This is a genomic window from Paenibacillus sp. FSL H8-0457 (genome assembly GCF_038051935.1).
Lineage (GTDB): Bacteria > Bacillota > Bacilli > Paenibacillales > Paenibacillaceae > Paenibacillus_AQ > Paenibacillus_AQ lautus_A.
Genome location: NZ_CP150293.1, coordinates 4002346 through 4022932 on the forward strand (window position 1 = coordinate 4002346; position 20587 = coordinate 4022932).

20 protein-coding genes and 2 pseudogenes are annotated in these 20587 nt (G+C 48.0%); 7 read left to right on the forward strand and 15 right to left on the reverse strand.

The annotated features are described in order from the left end of the window. Positions 1-85 precede the first annotated feature (85 nt). Positions 86-583 (forward strand): annotated as a pseudogene (locus tag MHI43_RS17530) (AraC family transcriptional regulator); the annotation flags it as partial. A gap of 99 nt (positions 584-682) precedes the next feature. On the opposite strand, the gene MHI43_RS17535 reads toward MHI43_RS17530, so the two are convergent. Continuing rightward, positions 683-2116 carry a family 43 glycosylhydrolase gene (locus MHI43_RS17535; protein ID WP_036660696.1) on the reverse strand — a complete coding sequence of 478 codons (1434 nt, stop codon included), beginning with the start codon at positions 2114-2116 and terminating at the stop codon, positions 683-685. A 267-nt stretch (positions 2117-2383) separates the two neighbouring features. Between MHI43_RS17535 and MHI43_RS17540 the strand changes: the two genes are divergently transcribed. Further along, positions 2384-5539, forward strand: coding sequence for an ATP-binding protein (locus MHI43_RS17540; RefSeq protein WP_036660697.1), 3156 nt, complete (start codon positions 2384-2386; stop codon positions 5537-5539). 118 nt (positions 5540-5657) lie between these two features. Here MHI43_RS17540 and MHI43_RS17545 read toward each other — a convergent pair whose 3' ends face one another. Continuing rightward, the gene (locus MHI43_RS17545; protein ID WP_015735661.1) at positions 5658-6563 is read right to left on the reverse strand and encodes a LysR family transcriptional regulator; all 906 of its coding nucleotides are present in this window, start codon (positions 6561-6563) and stop codon (positions 5658-5660) included. A 143-nt stretch (positions 6564-6706) separates the two neighbouring features. Between MHI43_RS17545 and MHI43_RS17550 the strand changes: the two genes are divergently transcribed. Further along, positions 6707-7726, forward strand: a complete 1020-nt coding sequence (locus MHI43_RS17550) for an alpha/beta fold hydrolase (RefSeq protein ID WP_036661005.1) — start codon at positions 6707-6709, stop codon at positions 7724-7726. Positions 7727-7826: 100 nt separating this feature from the next. Here MHI43_RS17550 and MHI43_RS17555 read toward each other — a convergent pair whose 3' ends face one another. The 11 genes and pseudogenes from MHI43_RS17555 to MHI43_RS17605 all read right to left on the reverse strand — a co-directional run bounded on the left by MHI43_RS17555 (position 7827) and on the right by MHI43_RS17605 (position 14523). Further along, entirely contained in the window at positions 7827-8357 is a 531-nt protein-coding gene (locus tag MHI43_RS17555) for a GNAT family N-acetyltransferase (RefSeq protein ID WP_015735663.1), read from the reverse strand. Between the two features lie 80 nt (positions 8358-8437). Beyond that, complete coding sequence (locus MHI43_RS17560) at positions 8438-9226, reverse strand: oxalate:formate antiporter (RefSeq protein WP_036660699.1); 789 nt, start codon at positions 9224-9226, stop codon at positions 8438-8440. Between the two features lie 178 nt (positions 9227-9404). After that, positions 9405-9674 (reverse strand): 30S ribosomal protein S14, encoded by a 270-nt coding sequence (gene rpsN, locus MHI43_RS17565; RefSeq protein ID WP_036660701.1) that lies wholly within the window; start codon positions 9672-9674, stop codon positions 9405-9407. Positions 9675-9703: 29 nt separating this feature from the next. Beyond that, positions 9704-10927, reverse strand: a complete 1224-nt coding sequence (locus MHI43_RS17570) for a metal ABC transporter substrate-binding protein (protein ID WP_036660703.1) — start codon at positions 10925-10927, stop codon at positions 9704-9706. Then, complete coding sequence (locus MHI43_RS17575; RefSeq protein ID WP_036660704.1) at positions 10914-11780, reverse strand: metal ABC transporter permease; 867 nt, start codon at positions 11778-11780, stop codon at positions 10914-10916. The genes MHI43_RS17570 and MHI43_RS17575 overlap by 14 nt, the downstream gene beginning before the upstream one ends. Further along, positions 11726-12433 carry a metal ABC transporter ATP-binding protein gene (locus MHI43_RS17580; protein ID WP_036660706.1) on the reverse strand — a complete coding sequence of 236 codons (708 nt, stop codon included), beginning with the start codon at positions 12431-12433 and terminating at the stop codon, positions 11726-11728. Before MHI43_RS17580 ends, MHI43_RS17575 begins: the two co-directional genes overlap by 55 nt. Before the next feature lie 106 nt (positions 12434-12539). Beyond that, a pseudogene (locus tag MHI43_RS17585) lies at positions 12540-12833 on the reverse strand (AAA family ATPase); the annotation flags it as partial. Positions 12834-12913: 80 nt separating this feature from the next. Next, entirely contained in the window at positions 12914-13162 is a 249-nt protein-coding gene (locus MHI43_RS17590) for a type B 50S ribosomal protein L31 (protein WP_015735669.1), read from the reverse strand. 199 nt (positions 13163-13361) lie between these two features. Then, the gene (locus tag MHI43_RS17595; RefSeq protein ID WP_081746264.1) at positions 13362-13487 is read right to left on the reverse strand and encodes an NAD(P)-binding domain-containing protein; all 126 of its coding nucleotides are present in this window, start codon (positions 13485-13487) and stop codon (positions 13362-13364) included. 39 nt (positions 13488-13526) lie between these two features. Beyond that, on the reverse strand, positions 13527-14045 hold the full coding sequence (locus tag MHI43_RS17600; protein ID WP_036660708.1) for a GNAT family N-acetyltransferase: 519 nt from the start codon (positions 14043-14045) through the stop codon (positions 13527-13529). A 25-nt stretch (positions 14046-14070) separates the two neighbouring features. Beyond that, the gene (locus MHI43_RS17605; protein WP_015735671.1) at positions 14071-14523 is read right to left on the reverse strand and encodes a MarR family transcriptional regulator; all 453 of its coding nucleotides are present in this window, start codon (positions 14521-14523) and stop codon (positions 14071-14073) included. 287 nt (positions 14524-14810) lie between these two features. Here MHI43_RS17605 and MHI43_RS17610 point away from each other — a divergent pair, with 287 nt between their 5' ends. Next, a complete protein-coding gene (locus MHI43_RS17610; RefSeq protein WP_009591326.1) occupies positions 14811-14996 on the forward strand; it encodes a hypothetical protein in 186 nt (61 codons plus the stop codon). A gap of 356 nt (positions 14997-15352) precedes the next feature. On the opposite strand, the gene MHI43_RS17615 is transcribed toward MHI43_RS17610, so the two are convergent. After that, the gene (locus MHI43_RS17615; RefSeq protein WP_036660710.1) at positions 15353-15661 is read right to left on the reverse strand and encodes a hypothetical protein; all 309 of its coding nucleotides are present in this window, start codon (positions 15659-15661) and stop codon (positions 15353-15355) included. Positions 15662-15899: 238 nt separating this feature from the next. On the opposite strand from MHI43_RS17615, the gene MHI43_RS17620 reads away from it, so the two are divergent. The 3 genes from MHI43_RS17620 (at position 15900) to MHI43_RS17630 (ending at position 19181) form a co-directional block, all read left to right on the forward strand. Then, entirely contained in the window at positions 15900-16574 is a 675-nt protein-coding gene (locus tag MHI43_RS17620) for a response regulator transcription factor (RefSeq protein WP_015735673.1), read from the forward strand. Further along, complete coding sequence (locus tag MHI43_RS17625; protein ID WP_015735674.1) at positions 16559-17641, forward strand: HAMP domain-containing sensor histidine kinase; 1083 nt, start codon at positions 16559-16561, stop codon at positions 17639-17641. Before MHI43_RS17620 ends, MHI43_RS17625 begins: the two co-directional genes overlap by 16 nt. Positions 17642-17702: 61 nt before the next feature. Continuing rightward, positions 17703-19181, forward strand: a complete 1479-nt coding sequence (locus MHI43_RS17630; protein ID WP_036660712.1) for a serine hydrolase domain-containing protein — start codon at positions 17703-17705, stop codon at positions 19179-19181. A gap of 76 nt (positions 19182-19257) precedes the next feature. Here MHI43_RS17630 and MHI43_RS17635 read toward each other — a convergent pair whose 3' ends face one another. Beyond that, the gene (locus tag MHI43_RS17635; protein ID WP_036660714.1) at positions 19258-20487 is read right to left on the reverse strand and encodes a multidrug effflux MFS transporter; all 1230 of its coding nucleotides are present in this window, start codon (positions 20485-20487) and stop codon (positions 19258-19260) included. Between the last annotated feature and the right edge of the window lie 100 nt (positions 20488-20587).

Consider the following 20587-nt stretch of genomic DNA (forward strand, 5'->3'; position numbering starts at 1 on the left):
GTCCTCCAACCTTGATTTTAGATTCTTTAAATAGCATGATAAGGACAATCAGGTCACTGCAAGCCATGCTTTTGGAGGGAGTCCGAATGAGATGAGCCTGCCGATCTCAAGTCTGGATTACGTATCCTCCGTTGTTGACTTCATGATTGAGGAATACGCGTGCAAGCTGCAGGGCTACCAGACCATCCTGCGTTCGCGATTTATGGAGCTCGTCGTTCAGTTGTCACGGCAGTATGAAAAGCAGGAGCGTCAAGGAACCCAAAGTAATCTGATGCATTTGGCCAAAGCCATTTCTTTTATGGAGGATAACTATTTGCAGCCCATTTCCCGTGACGAAATTACGGCCAAATCCAATATATCCGTCAGGCATTTGAATCGGATATTCCAATCTTACTACCAAACAACGCCTTTCGCTTATCTCCTGCAGCTCCGATTGGAGCATGCATGCAGGCTGTTAAAGACGACCAACCTGCCGATATCGGAGATTTCTTATCAGGGCGGATTCAATGACAGCAATTATTTTACCCGTCAGTTCTCGAAGATCTTTGGACAGTCTCCAAAAGCATACCGAACCAATATGTAAAGTGCTTTCTACGCGCGGCATACAGGTTCTTTCTCCACACGCGCCGCCTCGCCAATGGAAGAAGCGACGCACCCATGTAAAAGGCGCGTCGCTTCATATTTACAGCTTCTGATAGATAAAGTTTTTAAACGTAACCTCGCCGGAACCTTTCGCCCGGAGAGCGATTCGCAATGCAAGAAATCCGCCCAATGTGTTATGATGCCAGCCTGAGGTTTCGAATGAATGCTCAAATTTATTCCATAATGATCCATCCGCACTGTAATAGAAGACGACTTCATGCTCGTTATTTTCAAGACGAACGATGACACGCCGATGCGGAAAAGGCTTTGATGGCGTCTCCCAGCCGCGAATAATCCCATAAAGCCCCTCTTGGGATATCCCGAATCCGCTATACGTCGATCCATTATAGAACAATAAAAACTGGGCTGCCGATTCTTCGGAAAGCTCAATCTCTACCTGCGCGGCATACGAATGGTCTTCCGGCATCATAACCAGTGGCGACGCCTCGGGAGCAGCTTGGATCGTTATCGCTTGCTTCTGCAGCGTATATTGAATATCATTGCTGGATTGATACCAGCTCCATGGATACCCCAGCCCGCCGGACACTTCTTGAAATTCACCGTAAGTCATGCCATGGGGAACGGCATCTCCCGGCGGTTTTGGAATAGGCTCATCTGTCTTGCAATGAAGCGGGACGCGGAACCATCCGTCCTCCGTCCATTCCAGCGGTTCGAGCAGCGTTTGCCTGCCGAGTGTGTAGTATCCTTTTTCGTACGCGTGATAAACGATCCACCAACCGCCGTCCGGGGTGTCAACCAATGAACCGTGCCCTTTAGAGCACCATCGTTCATTCCGGCTTTGCGTTCGAATAATCGGATTGTGGGGGGAGTGTTCATATGGCCCCCATGGCTCTTTGGATCGCGCAGAAGCGACCATATGGCTAGTCGAAGGCCCCGATGTACCTCCTTGCGCCACGGTAAGATAGAAATATCCGTTATGAAACGTTAGCTTGGGAGACTCCATAAAGTTTCCTTCCACGACCCATTCCTTCGGAAACGGCCAGCCATCGTACACTTTGCGCGGAGTGCCCACAGCCGACAAACCGTCCCCAGCCAGTTCTACCATATAACCATCGCTAAAAAACAAATACCGGTTACCATTGGAATCCGCGACATGTCCCGGGTCAATTCCTTGCACCCCCACCTTTTGCGGATCACTCCAAGGTCCGTGTGGGTGCGTCGCCGTCAGCACCATGATCTCTTCATTGATGGGAGCATAGATATAAAACCGGTCTTTGTAGTATGTCAAATCTGGCGCCCAGACATCTCCAGCATAATCGGTTAACGCTTTGGCGATGGGTTCCCAGTTCACCAAGTCTTTAGAGTGCCAAATCAATAACCCCGGCGCAAACTTAAAATTGGAGTGCGTCATATAATAATCGTCTCCGACTCTGACTACGCTAGGATCCGCATAATCACCGGCCAATATCGGGTTCCTATACATGCCGTTTCCTAAATCTCCGCTTGCCTGCATGATCAAACTCCTCACATTCCATGATGTTATGAACTGTCCAATCTACAATTATAAGGAGATCGAAATGACCGGACCTTGATTATTCTGTCATGGATTAGCATGATTGAGACATTGCTCCTCGCGAGTGCTCTTCCGAATTCGTTCATACAAATCATATTTGGCAAAGGATATAAGTTCGAGACCTTATCAACCTAACATATAGTGCTGTACGACTATGCTTTTTTTGCGTATATTGGGAAGTAAGACTTTTAAAAAGGAACGTGAACGGTGACAACCATACTCGCAAAGAACCACAAACGATTTCGAATCATTGCATTACTCCCGCATTTTGCGGCATTTGTCGTTTTTTTGAGCATGCTCCTGGGGATCCGTTGGCTCTGGCTTGAATCCTATGCCCCTCCTGCAGATCAACCGAAAGTCTCCAATGGAATACTCGATTTGAGAGGCTGGGATCTGTTGGGCGCAAAATCCATCAATCTGGACGGAGAGTGGCAATTCTACGCCGACATCCTGGCTAAAGAACAAGAAATGAAGCCGTCTCATGAGTTTACCTACGTAAATGTACCTGGAGACTGGAATAACAATCGTACGAATAAGACAAAAACTTCGTCGTTTGGCATCGGAACGTACCGACTTCGCATATTGCTGGATCGCCCGCTTTCGACCCCTATCTCGTTCTGGATCCAGGAGATTCAATCCGCGGCTACCGTGGACATCAACGGCGAAACGGTAGCTTCCATGGGAAGGACGGGCGAGCCCGGCCAAGCCTCCTATCTGCCGAACCGCACCTCTTTCGTTGTCGATTATGTTCCCGACCGGGATGCTCGCGAGCTCGATCTGATCATCCGCGTGGCGAACTATGAGCATCCTTACTTAGGCGGAATCGCAAAGCCGATCAAGCTGGGATCGCACCAGGCAATCCAGGATGAGCACGGCGTTTCCGTTGATCTTCAGCTGATTATGTTTGTCGTCCTGATGCTGCACGGACTGTACGCCTTCATTCTATACATATTCAATCCGCGGGAAAGGTCGCTGCTCGATTTTTTCCTGTTGCTAGTATCGGCCGCTTTAACCGTCGTGACATCAGACGACAGCCTCCTGCTGAAATGGGTGCCTTTAAACTATGAATGGGAGGTCAAAGTAACCTTTCTCTCTTATTCGTGGCTGTCGTATTTCATATGGAAGCTGAGCCGCACCTTTACCGCCCGGAACCGTAATGTGTGGTTTATCACATTCAGCACGCTTCTGGCTCTATATACGGTCGTAGTCTTTGCCGCTCCTGTGTCTTGGGTTCACTGGCTCGTAGAATTCCGGGTGTTCGGCGCCTTTTACCTGCTGCCGATGCTGATGTCGCTGTTCCTGTTTACCCGAATGGTCTTTAACAGCCAGGATGATTCCATATTCCTGCTGCTGTCGGCCAGCGGCGTGCTGGCAAGCGCCGTATGGGGGGCGCTTAATAAATATTGGGAACTCCCCGCCGTGTATTATCCGGTGGACGTGCTCGCGGCCATCATCGGATTTTCGGCCTATTGGTTTAAGCGATACTTCCGCAACCTTCATCAAATCAGCAAACTCAACGATAAGTTGAAGCTCGCGGATCAAATGAAGGACCGGTTCTTGGCCAACACGTCTCACGAGCTGCGTACGCCGCTGCACGGAATCATGAATATCGCCATAAGCCTTGCTGAACGGGAGAAAGAAACCCTCGGCAAACAGAGCAGCGAGGATTTGAACCTGTTGATTACGGTCAGCCGCCGGATGTCGCATTTATTAAACGACCTGCTGGATGCCGTCCGTCTTCAGGAGAAGCAAATTCAGCTGCAGCTAAGCCGGGTTTCCCTGGTTTCCGTCGTCAACGGGGTATTCGATATCGTAAAATTTATGACGGACGGCGCGCCCGTTCAGCTCAAGATGAATATCCCCGAAGCCCTTCCTGCCGTACAGGCGGATGAAAAGAGGCTCGTTCAAATTTTGCTCAATCTGATTCACAACGCCATCAAATACACGGAGAAAGGCTCCGTTACCGTCTCCGCCTTTACCAAGGGCAGTAAAATGACGATCTTGGTAACGGATACGGGGATCGGGATGGACCCTCAAACGCTAAACCGCATTTTTCTTCCGTACGAGCAGGGGAATCAAGGGTTGAATGACGCGAAGGGGATCGGCCTAGGGCTTAGCATCAGCAAGGAACTCGTTGAACTGCATGACGGCGAGCTGACGGTCGAATCGGAATCAGGGAAAGGAACGACTTTTGCGTTCACACTCCCGCTTGCGGACACAAACGCAGAGTACTCTGCTTCGCAGCGGGTTCACGTACCCGCTGTAGACACAGCTGTCTACAAAGAACTCGCTGCCAGCTGGGACGTCGCAGCTGGCGGTACCCCTATGCAGGTACCCACGAAGCTATGGTCGAAAGAGCATCCCGTCAGTATCCTGGCCGTGGATGACGATCCTGTAAACCTGCGCATCCTTGCCGGCATTCTTTCGGCAGAGCCGTACAACCTGAGTGTCGTTGCCTCGGCTGCCGAAGCGCTTGAGCTTCTCGGCTCGCAGCCGTGGGATCTCCTCATAGCGGATGTCATGATGCCGGAGATGTCCGGCTACGAGCTCACCCGCACCGTAAGGGAGCGCTTTAACGCAGCGGAGCTGCCCGTACTGCTGCTGACGGCTCGAGGCGAATCGGCCGATGTGTATGCAGGCTTCCAATCCGGCGCAAATGATTATGTAACGAAGCCGGTTGATCCTGTAGAATTGAGATACCGCATCCATTCCCTGATCACGCTGAAGCATACGGTGGATGATCGCCTGCGCATGGAAGCAGCCTATTTGCAGGCACAGATCCACCCTCACTTTTTGTTCAACACCTTGAATTCGATTATGGCGCTTAGCGAAATGGACATCGATCGCATGCGAAGCCTTGGCGAGGCTTTCAGCTCCTATCTGCAGATCAGCTTCCATTATCGGAATCAGGATCGGCTGGTACCGCTGCAGCAGGAGCTTGAGCTTATCCAAGCCTATTTATACGTAGAGACGGAACGATACGGGGAACGCCTGAACGTGACCTGGGAAGTTGATTGGGATCTCAACGTCCTCATCCCGCCGCTGGCGATCCAGCCATTATTGGAAAATGCGGTGCGGCACGGCATTATGAAGAGGGCCAGTGGCGGTACGATACGGGTCAGGATTGCAATGCAAGAGGACTTTATCATCGTTGAAGTGACGGATAACGGGCTTGGCATGGAACCCGACCAGGTTACCCAGCTGCTGAATGCACCCGACCATCGAAAAGGCGGCATCGGTCTCTACAACACGAATCGTCGTCTGCTCCAAACCTTTGGCAGCGGGCTGGTTATCAAGAGCACGATGAATCAAGGCACTACGGTTTCTTTTCAAATTCCAGCGCAGCTTCCTTCATATGCATAATTCAAAAAAACCCAACCTCAATAGGTTGGGTTTTTTTTGTTATAAAGTGGGGGGGTACAATTGAAGGTAAAGAGCGGTCTCTTTCTTTCCGGAGCAAACGACATTCTTCACCTTTTTCCTATGACCTATTATCCTCCTCTGAAGCAAGAATCTCCCTTGCCGCTTCTATGAACGACATCATGATTGGTGAAAGCCACTTGTCCTTATGCCACAGCATTTGTGTATACACGTGCAAATCCGGAATTTGCCATGGAAGGGCAACCAGTTCGCCTCGTTCAACTTCGGCTTCCACTACGATTTCTGGAAGAAAGGCAATGCCGATTCCCGAAATGGCACATTGTTTAATCGCTTCGGCACTTTGAAACTCTAAATACGTAATACTGTCAATGCCCTCTTTTTCAAAGGACCGGTCAAACATGGTTCGATAGGGACAACCCTTTTCATTCGTCAAGAACACTTCTTCGTGAAAATCTTCGAGCCGCAGCACCGTCCGTTTTGCGAGCGGGTGGTCTGGAGCGGCGAATAAGCGGAACGTTTCTTCCAGCAAGGGTTCCACGGCAAGTCCGCTTGAGCGAATGGGTTCGTCCAACATAAAGACGACGTCCGCGCTTCCTTCAAAGAGTGTTTGTTTGAGCTCTTGATTGGGAACGGAGCGGAAGATGAGACGCACGCCCGGATGGCGCGAACGAAATAACTGAAAGACAGCCGGAAGCCGATAGGCGCAAATCACCTCATTGGCACTGATCGTTAGGGTGCCGCTTAGAACCTCGTTGTCATGAACGACGGTTTTAGCTTCTTCCAATTGGTCAAGAACACTCTGGACATGTGTTAAAAAGCGTTTACCCGCCGTTGTGAGTACGAGCTGCTTGCCCAAACGGTCAAACAGGCGAACCCCCAGCTCATCCTCCAATGCCTTCATTTGCATCGTGACGTTGGAAGGGACGTAGCTCAGCACTTCCGCAGCACGACTGAAATTTAATGTGGACGCCACCGTGCGGAACGTAATCAGTTGGCGTAATTCCATATACGATGCCCCTTTTACCTTCAATTTTATTGAATACAGCTTTGAATTCTATTCACTTTTATTGAGAGTACCATGACCCTATACTGAGTACAAGAACTACACTCTAAATATATGGATTCATTTTGAAGGGAGCAAACGATATGATGGATTATGAAATTTTTGATTTGGGTGACGTAACCTTGCAATCCGGAGTGACGTTACCGGACGCTTTTCTTGCTTATAAGACATATGGACGATTGAATGAGAAGAAAGATAATGTCATCATCTATCCCACAGCCTTTGGGGACCAGCATACTCAGAATGAATGGTTGATTGGAAACGGTATGGCATTGGATCCGCGAGAATATTTCATTATCGTTCCAAACCTGTTGGGCAACGGATTATCTTCCTCTCCCAGCAACACGCCCCCCCCATTCGACCGGGCTCATTTTCCGCAGGTAACCATCTATGACAACGTTGAATTTCAGCATCGGCTGGTGACCGAGAAATTCGGCATTCACAAGATCGCTCTCGTCGTTGGGTGGTCCATGGGAGGCATTCAAGCATTTCAGTGGGGTGCGAGTTATCCCGACATGGTGGAGCGAATCGCCCCTTTTGCCGGCGTTGCCAAGACTTGGCCCCAAACGTACGTGGTCCTGGAAGGAATGAAGGCTCCGCTCATGGCTGCAGTCGGCTTCGATTCAAGCAAACTAAACAAGTTGACTTCTACAGACATGCGCGCCGTCGGACGCGTCTATGCCGGGTGGGGCGTATCGCAGGCGTTTTATAGAGAGGAACTTTATCGTGAGATGGGTTTTGACTCTTTGGCAGAATTTATGGCGGGCGTCTGGGAAGACAGCTTTATGAAGATGGATCCGCACAATGTCCTGGCCATGTTATGGACAGGTCAACATGCAGACATAAGTGCGAACCCCTCCTATAACGGAGATTTCGATAAAGCGCTCAAAAGCATTTCGGCGCTTGCCTGCATCATGCCGGGTAGCACGGATCTCTTCTGCCCGGCCGACGACAATGAATACGAGGCTAATCTTATACCACATGCTCTATTTAAACCCATTGAGTCGATCTGGGGTCATTTTGCCGGACGCGGAATCAACAGCGCCGATAATCAATTTATAGATGATAACTTAAAACGCTTGTTAGCGCTTCGTTCTAACGAATAGAACATCAATAGCTGAGGTCACCAGAGCTTGCTGGTCGACCTCTTTTTATCCTTCGCCCTCCAGTCCGGATAGGATGGGTAAAATCCTCAATGCAAAGAGTCTATAAGAATATCCAGAATCGTCTTACAACGTTCCCATTCTCCTCCACATACTCCGACTCAAACTGACCACCATTCTTCAGAATCGTTTTTTCCGATGCCACATTTCCTTTATCACAAACCAGCAGCACTTTGTTTAGTCCCATATCTCTCGTGATTTCAAGGGTTAATGCTAAAAGTACGGAAGCATAGCCCTTTCTTCTTTCCGACGGACGTATTCCGTAACCGATATGCCCGCCGCTATTCAAGAGTTTTTCATTAAGTCTGTGTCTAATATTGACTGCACCCATTACTTTTTTTGAATAGCTGTCGATAAGCCAGTACGTAGAATGAGGGACAAAGCTCTTGTTCTGTAGCTTCTCTTCTGTATCTTCCGCATATAAAAATTCGATCATGGAATCAAAATCAGCTGGATCTTTCCTCACTACCCACGGGGTAATATCCTGTTCATCCGACATCCAATCTTCGTAAAAAGACAGATACTCCCTCTTATATGCAGCTGAAGGTTTCACCAACTCAACGGCGTTCGACATTACACCATATCCCATCTGTTAAATTTTATATATAGTACTCCTAGTAAAATGAATTTACCTTTCTTGTCGTCCGACCTTTTTTATTGAAGTTTGGCTGAATAGACATGGTCAAGAAACTCGATAGAGATGCGTTCTGCTTCCGTTTTGGTTACAATTTCCGATGCCTGGCGTAAGCTTTGGTACAACGCTATCGTATTTTTTAAAGCCTGGTAGCAACTATCCAAGTTGTGGAGGGAAATCGTTCCTTTAAGCTCCTCTAATTCCTGGACACCGTATTTCTCTAATTTTCGAACCCCTCGCGGTTGCTGGCCGTTACGCATGAGAACGAGCGGCCCCAAGACTGCGCTTCGCATAAATGTTAAAAGATCTATTACTTCAAACAACTCGCCTCTCCCTAGTTTTGTTGCACCGTAATGAACCCATACCCAAAAGCGGTCTTCAATCCATTGCGGATCAGGGTTAGGAAAAGACAACGTCGTTTTGTTCAGTATCGTTGTAATGTCAGAACCTCTCTCCCATAGAATTCTCGGGTCTTCGATTCGAGATTCGAGCTCTTGCGGCTGTACAAATTTGAGGTCGACATGAAGCGGATCGGGGCCGTATAGGCAAATAACCAAACGAGGCTCACCAACATGCTCCCCGGTGAATGCCGACAGCAGGTTACCCAGCCCTTCCGCAATTTGAAGCCGTTGATCCATGATCTCACTTCGGAATTCATTACGATAAACCAGAATTAAATCTAAATCACTGTACTCATCCATAGCGCCGTGCACCATAGAACCGCCTGCGAGCAAACCTGCAAATCGTTGATCTTGGCGAAAATGCGTTATTGCCTGTTCAATGAATCGTTCATGCACGGGTAATCTCATACAAAACACTCCTTAAATGATGACCCATAAAATGGGTATTATTAAAAAGTAACATTGAAGCAATACGCGTGTCAATCAAATGAAATCCAATTTGCGAAATATGAAAAAAGCCGCAGTTTATGCGGCTTATCCATGTTTATCTGTTCTTGTCGTCCAACAATAGAAGTTGACAAGGTAGTTACCAGCTGGACTTCGTTATACCAGGAATTTGCCCCTTATGGGCCAACTCCCGAAAAACAATGCGTGAAACGCCAAATTTACTGATATAACCTCTTGGCCGGCCGCTGACCGCACAGCGATGATGAAGCCTGGTCGCCGAAGAGTCGTGGGGCAGTTTTTGGAGCGCTGCGTAGTCGCCCTTCTCTTTCAGTTCCTTACGCTTCTGCGCGTATTTAGCAACCATCTCTTGTCTTTTCCGTTCTTTCACGACTTTCGATTTTTTCGCCACTTGGAACACGCCTCCCTTCCTATTCGTGATTATTCATTCAAAGCCTTTGTTAAAGCGTCGAGGTTTTGACGCATAATGGCAATGTAATCAAGGTTATCCGCGATATCTTCCTCGGTTAATCCTTCGATCGGATTAAGTACGGAAGTCGAAGCGCCGATCTCAGAGGCTATCGTCTCTGCAACGTTTGACGACACAAGCGTTTCAAAGAATATCGTTTTTACATTGTGCTCCTTGGCAAATTCGATCACTTTAGCCATTTGAGCAGCCGAGGGCTCTTGGTCCGGAGACAAGCCTGCAATCGGCACTTGAGTCAAACCGTATTCTCTGGCTAGATACCCGAACGCAGCATGCTGCGTAATGAAGTCTTTTCGTTTGGTATTTTTCAGTCCGTCTCGAAACTCTTTGTCCAATGCCTCCAGTTTACTAACATAAGCATCTGCGTTTGCTTTGAATGCCTCTTGATGTTCCGGAGCAGCTTCGGCCAAACCTGCCTCGATGTTGCGCACTTGTTTGACAGCCATGGCCGGCGAGAGCCATACATGCGGATCCAGTCCACCGTGGTCATGGTGATGCCCCTCTTCCTCATGATCATGGGCGTGCTCATCATGGCTGTGATCGCCCTCTTCATGATCATGGGCATGCTCATCATGGCTGTGATCGCCCTCTTCACCATGATCATGGGCATGCTCATCGTGGCTGTGATCGCCCTCTTCACCATGATCATGGGCATGCTCATCGTGGCTCTGATCCCCCTCTTCACCATGATCATGGGCATGCTCATCGTGGCCGTGATCCCCCTCTTCACCATGGCCATGAGAATGACCGGTACCTTCCATGATCTCTATTCCCTTACTGGCCTCAATTGCCGATACCCCGGTGCCCTGGATGCTCTCCAGAACCTGATCGACCCAGCCTTCCATGCCGGCGCCATTATACACCAGCACATCGGCATCGGAAATCCCCGCCATGTCCTGGGGTGTCGGCTCCCAATCATGCGCTTCAATACCCGGAGGAATTAAATTCTCCACATCTGCCAGATCGCCCGCTACCTGTTTAGTAAATTCATACATGGGGTAGAAGCTGGTTTTAACTTTCAGCTTTGTAGTTTCCGTTGTGGAAGCATCAGACGTCTGGTTACTGGCGGAAGACCCGTTTCCATCATGAGAAACCGTCGGTTTACCCGAGCCGCAGCCTGCAATAGCCAATACTGCGGATAGGGATAGTAGGGTTAATACTCGCTTAAATCTCTTCATAATTCTTATGACTCCTATTTCTATTTATTTTTTGTATCGATCTTCGATTTTGTAACCGAAGCAATTTTTGAAAGATAACGGCCAAGATTAGAAATCCTAACAGAATCAGGGCAATGGTACCTCCTGGCGGCGTATTGAGATAGTATGAAGCAGCAAGGCCCGAAAAAACACCGCTCAACCCAACAAAGACGGCGATCCCCATGGCTGCTAAAAAACCTGTTGCCATCCGCAGTGCGATCGAGGCCGGCAGCACAATTAACGCCGAAACCAACAGCACGCCGACTACCGGCATGGCGGCGGCAACCGTCATTCCCGTAAACACGGCGAATAAAAAAGACAGGAGAGAGACACGCATACCGGATACCGAAGCGGTCTCCTCATCAAAAGCAAAGTTATAAAGCGGCCGGCGCAAACCAACAAAAAAGATGATCCCTACTGCTGCTACCACCGCAATAAGCCGAAGCTGCGTATCGCTAACCGCAACAATCGATCCGAACAAATAGGAGCTGAAGCTCTTGCTCAGATTTTGATTCAAGCTCATCAGGACCACCGATAGAGCAAGCCCAGAGGTCATAATAATGGCAACCGGAACCTCGGTGTATGTACGATACACTCTTCTAAGCTGTTCAATCACAAGTGCCCCGATCATAGCCATTGCAAAACCGCTGAGTGCGGGATTCAGTTTCAAAAAAGAACCCAATGCGACTCCCGCCAAGGATACATGAGAGAGTGTGTCCGCCATGAGAACCTGGCGCCTGAGCATTAAAAACACGCCCAGAACGGGACCGATCACGCCGATCAGGCCTCCTGCCCAAAACGCGCGCTGCATAAATTCGTAACTGAGCATCGCCATCCCTCATTCTCCTTTCGCTCCAAGTGGACGACCTGGTCCAGATATGGACCGATTTCATCAAGCGAATGGGTGACCATAATGACCGTGTTGCCTTTGTCCTTGACATAATCGTTTAATAGTCGGTACAGATCCGTACGACTCGACACATCCATCCCTGTCGTAGGCTCGTCAAGAATCAACACCTGCGGCTCCTGGGCCAACGCCCTGGCAACGCATATTCGCTGCTTTTGCCCTCCCGATAACTCGCCGATCCTCCGATGACGATATTCCCACATCCCCACTTCCTTCAGGCTTCGCTCAACGATCTCATAATCTGCGGATGTGAAACGCTTGAACAATCCGAGTCGTCCGTAGCGGCCCGATCGTACAAGCTCAATCACTTTACTGGGAAAACCAGCATTGAACGAGGCCACTTGCTGCGGAACATATCCAACAGATATCCTGGATCCGTCCTCCAATACTCGCTTGAAAACGATGGACCCGCTCCAGGGCTTTATCAAACCAAGCATCAATTTCAGCAAAGTTGATTTTGCGGCACCATTTGGACCGGATATACCGATGAATTGTCCGCTATGAATGTCGAGCGACAAATTCTCAACGACAGCTTGATCCCCGTATCCAAACACAACGTCGCGCATGGAAGACAATAACATATCCCCATCTCTTCCTTCCTTGTGACAGAAAAACTGTTTTATTCAGCATGAAACCCGGTGTATCCTATATCTAATCCCTTTCCCAACTCGGCAGCATGACAGCCGTCCATATTGCCTGGTCCAATTCCTTCTCCAAATTGGTGGCCGCCATCATGATGCTCTTGTCCCCAAAATCATCCAAACACTGCACCAATGTATTAACAGCACGGGCCATCTCCTTCACTTCATCGTTACTGTCCCTCGTCCTGGCGATGGCATCGAACTCATCCACAATTCTCTGATTGAAATCCGGCAATATCAGGTGCCTCGCTTTTTTGCCGCACTCCTTAGGTGAATACACGGTTGCCATATCGATCCCTTTGGCACGCGGAATACGCTGGCTTGCATTGCGTTTGCTCATGATCAACTGCTGCTCCTTCACTGCATAAATCGAGTATCATGGCGTGACCGTTCTTTTTCTGATTCGGTACGTTAACCTCTCTACCGTTTATAACTTAATCGTTTCTTGAACTTATCGACACGCCCGCCGATTTCGGTATTTTTCTGCTTGCCCGTGAAGAAAGGGTGCGAAGCCGAACTGGAATCTACGCGAATCACAGGATAGGTTTGACCGTCTTCCCACTCCATCGTTTCTGTCGAAGTCTTCGTGGACGCACTGAGAAATGAAAAGCCAACGCTCGCGTCTAGGAATATGACTTTTTGAAATGTTGGATGTATCCCTTTTTGCATGGTAATGTTCTCTTCTTTCCGAGCCAATCGACTCTGTATTATTTGTTATTCGTAATATTTACGATTAACGTCATGGATGAATATTAAAATATAAAATCATTTCTGTCAACTCTCGGCCCATACTGAAAAAATCGTTTCATTACTCTTGGGCATAAAGAAAAACCGCATACCACGAATGGAATGCGGTCGGACTATGCGATCATAAAGGCTTTTTAAACATTTCTATTAAGCTGGTAATGCTATCGTCAGCTTTGCTTGAAGTTCGATTCCACACAGTCATATTGTAGTCCTGATCCAAAAGAACACTGACCATCGCCTTGCCCATGAGTCCTAAGGTCGATACGCTGAGCTTCCTATCATGTTATTATTTGAGTGTTTGGGTCATGATAAGATCGATTTGCTCTTCATCCCCCATATAGAAAGTATGGGTCCCCATCTGAACAAACCCCATTTTATTATAAAAGGTAATGGCATTCTCATTTTTTTCCCAAACCCCTAGCCAGATCTTCCTTAGATTGCGTTCCAACGCGATCTCTACGGCTTTAATCATTAGATATTTGCCAAGCCCCTGTTTATGAAAGCTTTTCTTGATATAAATCCGCTCGATCTCTAGGCAATCATCGCCCATTGCTTCAGACTGAGCATGATGGGTGTTAATTTTTAAATACCCTGCAATTTCCCTATCAGCATAAATAAAATAGAATTCCGAAAAGATATTCGATAATTCTTTTTCCAATTGATTCAAGTGGAAAGCTTTATCTAAGTAGGCTTTCATATTTTCAGGCGAATTTTGATCCTTAAAAGTCTCGTTAAATGTCTCAATGCTTATTTCTTGAAGCAAGCCCAGATCTTTAATCGTGCACTTTTCTATAGTTATGGTCACTTTGCTTCGTCCTCCTTTGAATACATCAATAGTGTCGCTTGTTACCCTTTTTAACAAACTCCCAGTCTTTTTCCACATTGTGTCGGACTCTTTGGAGAAGCTCAAACATGACTTCTACTTCACTTGCAGAGAATCCGGATAGTGCAACCAAATTGGAATAATCGTTCTCCCTTTTTATTAATGGATACACATGGCTCCCTTTCTCCGTAGGAAACAGTTTTTTGATTTTTTTGTTATATTGATCTTCTCTCTTATCAATAAACCCATTCATCTCAAGCTTCTTTATAGCCCGGGCCGTTGTTGTTCGGTCGACCTTTATCATTTCAGATAACTTTTCTTGAATAATTCCTGGGTGTTCACATATTCGCACGAGGTACAAATACTGTCCTTTTGTAAGGTCGTATTGCTTAAACTCAATATTGCTTATCGAATCCAATGACCTGGCGATCATACCAATCTCACGTAGTACGTCCTTCATATATGCAACTCCACTCTTCTCGAATTTATTCAAATGAAGCAGTAAGAAAATAGTACACCATTTTTGTTGCATTTACAACAAAAAACAAGCACTCGTAGGTCCTGATCAAACACCAAGCCCTACAGGATAACCATCAACCAAAGATAAGGCAAACAAATCGAACGATCATATGGTCATATTCTCCTGTAATGACCGGCCGTCAGAAATCATCGGGTTGCCGTTACTTTACATGTTCTGGCATAACTTTCTGGCCGAAAAACAAATACTATTCATGAAGGAGGGTCATCATGGTTAATATCAACAGCTGGCTTGGACAACTGGCTCACAATTATTTGCTGATTGTCATTGCAGCCATCGTCTTTTTGGGCATCAAATCCATTCTCGGTGTATTAACTTACAGACATTACAATAAAGAACTGCGGCACTTGCACCAAAAAGTAGATCTCCTGCTAAAAAAGTTCCCCAAAGAATGAAGTCGGCGTGCAGAATCTATGATAGAAGGCAAGCCACCCTTCCTCCACTCCATTCTCTTACCGCCCCTCTCTTTCAGCCCTTCCCTATCCGTTGGGGCATCGCCGATGCCCGCTTGCGTTTGCTTTAACGGCCGCCATCAACTTGGTGGATTGGGGCAATAATTCGCGGATAGTCGCAGGCATCCTACACCAAACCATCCTGCGCCATTTAAAATGGACTTCGCAAAAAAAGCGCCGATGGACTCGGTAAGATCCTCTAACCAAGCTCATCGGCGCTTCTCATTTCGCTGTTTATCTCGACAGCCTAACATATCTAATACGGATGATCTTACGAAGCCCTTACAGGATCCATTCGGTTACCCTTCTACGATATCCGCCCGCAAATCAGTTGCAATTTCGATCATGAGAGGCACAAGCTCTTGATGGGAAACGGCGACATACAGCTCTCCCATGTAGTGCCTGAATGGAATCAAGGCTTCCCCATGTTTCCACATAAAGAAATCGCCTTCTACCGACATGGTGCTCTCTTCCCCTCTCACAGTGAGCTCCGTCTGATAAATAAAATCAGCTTTGGTTGAAAAATATTGTTGGCATTCTTCCAATGAAATCTCCTGATCGCCAGCGTTGGGTTGCATGGATCTCGTGATCCGAAAACGTTGATTCATTATTGATCCTCCAAAATAAAATAACTTGTATCTCCAATTACTTTCGTTAACCAGCCCTTCTCTAACGGTGGTGGTGTCGAAGCGCCACCGACACAGACAATACTATTCATACCACGATTGGTGAACCTCGTCTACTCTGCCTTAGACTTTCCATGCCGTTCAATTAAAATCCGATTGGTATGCGAAAATTTCTTTGATATGCTGAAATCAAACATATGAAACTGGAGATGAAGCATGTATGCATAAGATACTAATCGTGGACGATGAGGCGGATCTTCGAAAGCTGCTGACCGATTACTTTGAAATCAATGGATATTTTGTCATGACGGCCAAGGACAGCCGGGAAGCCATGCGAAAAGTGGAACTAGGACCCGATCTCGTTTTGCTCGATATCAACATGCCTGAGGAGAGCGGCCTTGAAATTTGCGAAAGAATAAGAGGCTTTGTTTCGTGCCCCATCTTATTTTTGACCGCTCGAATCGAAGATGCCGATAAAATAGCCGGCTTTCGGGCAGGAGGCGATGACTATATCCTGAAACCTTTCAGTATTCGCGAGCTTGGCGCCAGAGTAGAAGCGCATTTGCGCAGGGAACAGCGAGTCCCAACCAAAGCCTCGGTGAGGTTTAACCACGATTTGGTCATTAATTATACGGCCCGGGAGCTCTATTTCCAGGATAAACGAATACCTCTGGCCAAAAAAGAGTTCGGCATTATCGAATTGCTGTCCATGAATCCCGGCATGGTATTCGAGAAGGAGCGCATTTACGAGAAAATTTGGGGCCTGGACGAAGAAGGCGATAGCAGCGTCATCGCGGAGCATATTCGGCGAATTCGCAACAAATTCAAGGAATACGGCTGCAGCGATCGAATCGAGACGGTGTGGGGAGTAGGATACAAATGGCTAAACTCGTAAATAGGCTGCTGCTAGAAAGACTTAATTTGCTGCAATCGTTCATCCTGTTATGCATTCTCACGCTTTTGGCCGTACTGGCCATGATCACTTTGGAATTTGCCTGGGCGGAGATCCTGCGGGAGCGTTTTGGAGAGGCCGATTGGTTGCTGCCCTCCCTCGTCGCGGCGGTGCTGTTGACGGTAGCCGCAGGAATAGTCGCCATGGCCGTTCTATTTTACAGATGGAAGCTAAAACGACCGCTGACGATTCTGATGCAAGCATCCAAGAAGATCTCGGCCAACGATCTAGGCTTCAGCATCTCCTATGACAGCCGGGACGAGATGGGCGAGCTCATCGCCGTATTTGAAAACATGCGATCACAATTGGAAATCAATTTAAAGGCGCTCTGGCGTTCGGTGGAGGAGCGCAAGCAGCTCAATGCAATTTTTGCCCATGACCTGAGGACGCCGCTGTCTGTGCTGAAAGGATACGCCGAGTTTCTCGCCACCTATGTTCCCGGGAAGAAATTGTCGGAAGAGAAGATTCTGGACCTGATCCATACCATGAACCTTCACATCGTTCGCCTGGAGAACTATGCGGAGGCCATGAGCTCGATTCAGAAGCTGGAGGATACCCCGGTGCATCGCGATCCCGTGGATATCATCCCTTTTACGGCTTTGCTGAACGACAGTGCCAATCAAATTGCTAGTCAATTCGGCATAAACTTTGCCTCTTCCATTGATAACGCTGATTCTGAAATCAGCCTGGATGCCCATGTCGTCATGCAGGTATTCGAGAACCTGGTAGCCAATGCGGCGCGTTACGCAACCAGTCAGGTGAACGCTCGTTTTATCATTCGGGAAGCCTCTATGGATATTGCCGTCACGGACGACGGACCCGGTTTCTCGAACGAAGCCCTAAACAAGGCTGCTCTTCCTTTTTACCGCGGGGATATGTGGGATGCAACCGAACATCGTGGGCTAGGACTGTATGTTTGCAAGGTGCTTTGCGAAATACATGGCGGGAGCTTGCAGGTCGAAAACGGACCTCAAGGCGGCGGGTGCGTTACCGCAAGTTTTGGATCGTAGTTGATAAATAGTTGAAATTTATCCGATAGCATATCCTTATCTTGATTGAAGGAGTGCTATGATGCCGAAAACAATACATAGAATGTTTACCGTAATTACCTGCCTGCTGCTATCTTGGACCGTGATGGCGGAGTCCGTATCTGCATTGGGGGACGGGGACCGCACGGAACTTTGGCGGGACATTGACGAATACATGAGCCGGAGCATGAAGGCCAACCATATCGAAGGTGCGTCCTTGTCAATCTCCTTAAACGATAAGACCTTCTATGCCAAAGGTTATGGTACGTTTGGTGAAAACCAAAGCATAACGGACGAAACACCTCTACCCATTGCTTCGCTTAGCAAGTCCTTTACCGCATTAGCCGTTCTGCAGTTGGTGGATAAAGGCCGGATTGATCTGGATGAGGCTTACGTTTCCTATTTTCCCGAACTGACTCCTCAGGATCCTCGAGTTCATGACATAACGGTCCGGCATTTATTGAATCAGACCAGCGGCCTGACGGATGGCTCCAATCCCGATATGACGAGGACTCCGCAATTCCAAGCACTGCACGAGGCGAACCGGTTATTAAATGAGGTTGAACTCGCCCATAAACCTGGAACAACTTACAGCTACCACAATCCCAATTACGTGCTGTTGGCGAACCTCGTGGAAAGCATCAGTGGAGAGCGGTTTTCGGATTACCTGAATCGTCATATTTTTAAACCCCTGGGTATGAACCATACGTACAGCGTCAGCACGACGCATCAAATCAATGGGAATGAAGCTATCCCGCCGGGTCATTACTCGATTCTGGGCCGCTCCGTGAGTCGCTCAGAGCCGCTGTGGTTTATTGACGGTCCCGCAGGGATCGTTTCAACCGCGGAAGACATGTCCAGGTGGATGATTGCCCAATATAGCGGCGACCTTCTTCCCCCGGCGTTGATGAAGCAATTTCATTCAGCCGGAGAAGCTTCGCCGTACGGCATGGGTTGGCTCGCAGACCATGATCCATCGGGAGGCCGAACGATCTCCCACAGCGGTATTTTCTGGACGTACAAGTCGGAAGAAACGGTTTTTTTGGACGAGCAAATGGGGATCGCGGTGATGTTTAATTCAGGATTGAACGCATTTGTGAATTACTCGGGAATCATCGATGGGGTCGCGGCTATGATGAGGGGAGAACAGCCCAACATCTCTTTTCTTAACGATCGAAACATGTCTATGATCATGATGGCGTTGATTCTCGCAACGCTTGTATGGGGCGGCTATGCTTCTATTCGTATTCGTCGGAAGAAAAAACGCCTTACAATCGGCATGTTCATTCTCATATCGGTCATTAGGCTGATTCCGGTCCTCATCCTCTTGTCTCTCCCCCCTTTGCTGACGTTTATCGGCGGAGGGCGCGTGCTGCCATGGTCCGGTCTTTGGACTACCCTGTCGTCACCTATCATATGGCTCGTTGTATGGTCGCTTGTCAACTTCGTGCATGTGGCTTGCTATTATAACGTCTATGCTCGTTACGCTAAGAATAGCCAATCGATGGTTAACAACCCATAATGCCACTAGTTCAACACACCTAAGTGAAGAAAAGGCAGCTGCATCAGCTGCCTTATTAATTCGTTTACCTATAAATTCACAAGCTGGATTCAGAGCTGGTTTTACCGCCGGTTAATCTTTTTCCCCCTTGAATCAGGATGAGATAGGCAGCAATAGATAATACACTGGTGGAAAAGATGACAACTCCAAAAGGAATCGCGGAATTTTCGCCCGCAATTCCCACAAGCGGAGACGTAACGGCGCCTAATGCGAATTGTAACGAGCCGAGCACGGCTGAAGCGCTGCCTGCAATATGCCCCTGCGACTCCATAGCTAGCGTAAAAGAGATCGGCCCGATGATCCCAATGGAAAAAGCGAATAAGAAAATCGAAATAAACATGGCAGACAATGCGCCATGTACCAATACGACGAACAAGACCGCTGCAGAAGATATGAACGCAATGATTAATCCGATCCTGAATAGCCGGTTTTCCGGTACCCGGCCTGCATACAATTTGACGAATTGAGATCCCGCAATGATCGCAAGGCCGTTCAACGCAAAGAGGATGGAGAACATTTGCGGCGACACGCCGTACATATTCTGATAAATAAACGGGGTACCCGCCACATAGGCGAAGACGCCTGCGAACAGTATGCCGTTAACTAGTGCATATCCCATAAACGACCGCTCCCGGAACAAGCTGTTATAATTTTTTATCAACGTGCTGAAACTGCTTGGAACACGCTGCTGTACAGGTAAGCTTTCCTTTAACCCTCCTAAGGTTATCGCGGTCAGTGCTATGCCTAGCGCCCCCAAGAACAGAAATACACTTCCCCATGAGCTGTATGACATTACCGCGCTTCCGAGCGTTGGCGAAATTAACGGTGCCACATTGCTGATCATCGTTAAGAGCGCGATAAACTTCGTCATTTCAACACCATGAAACCGATCTCGGACAATCGCTCGCGAAATCACGAGTCCGGCCGACGCTGCAACCCCTTGAATGAATCTTAAACATATGAACCACTCGATGCTTGGCGCAAAAGCGCATCCAATCGAGGACAGAATGTACAAGATCATGGAAGTCAGCAAAGGCGGACGCCTTCCATACATGTCGCTTAATGGCCCCATGATCAACTGTCCCAATCCTAATCCTAACAGGCTGGTGGTTAAACTCGCTTGAACCGCAGCTGCGCTTGTTCCAAAAAATACAGCGATTTGCGGAAGCGATGCCAGGTACATATCGACCGTAAACGGCCCCAATGCCGAAAATGTCGCCAAGATTAGGGCAAAACCGAGAGAACTTTGTTGAGCTTTATAGTTCATTTCTCTAACTCCTATGACTGATGAGATGTTTTCTTATAAAATAACGTATCTGCTTAAGACGATGGCGCAGGTAGCCGTTCGTTCGACCGGTTCCTCATTT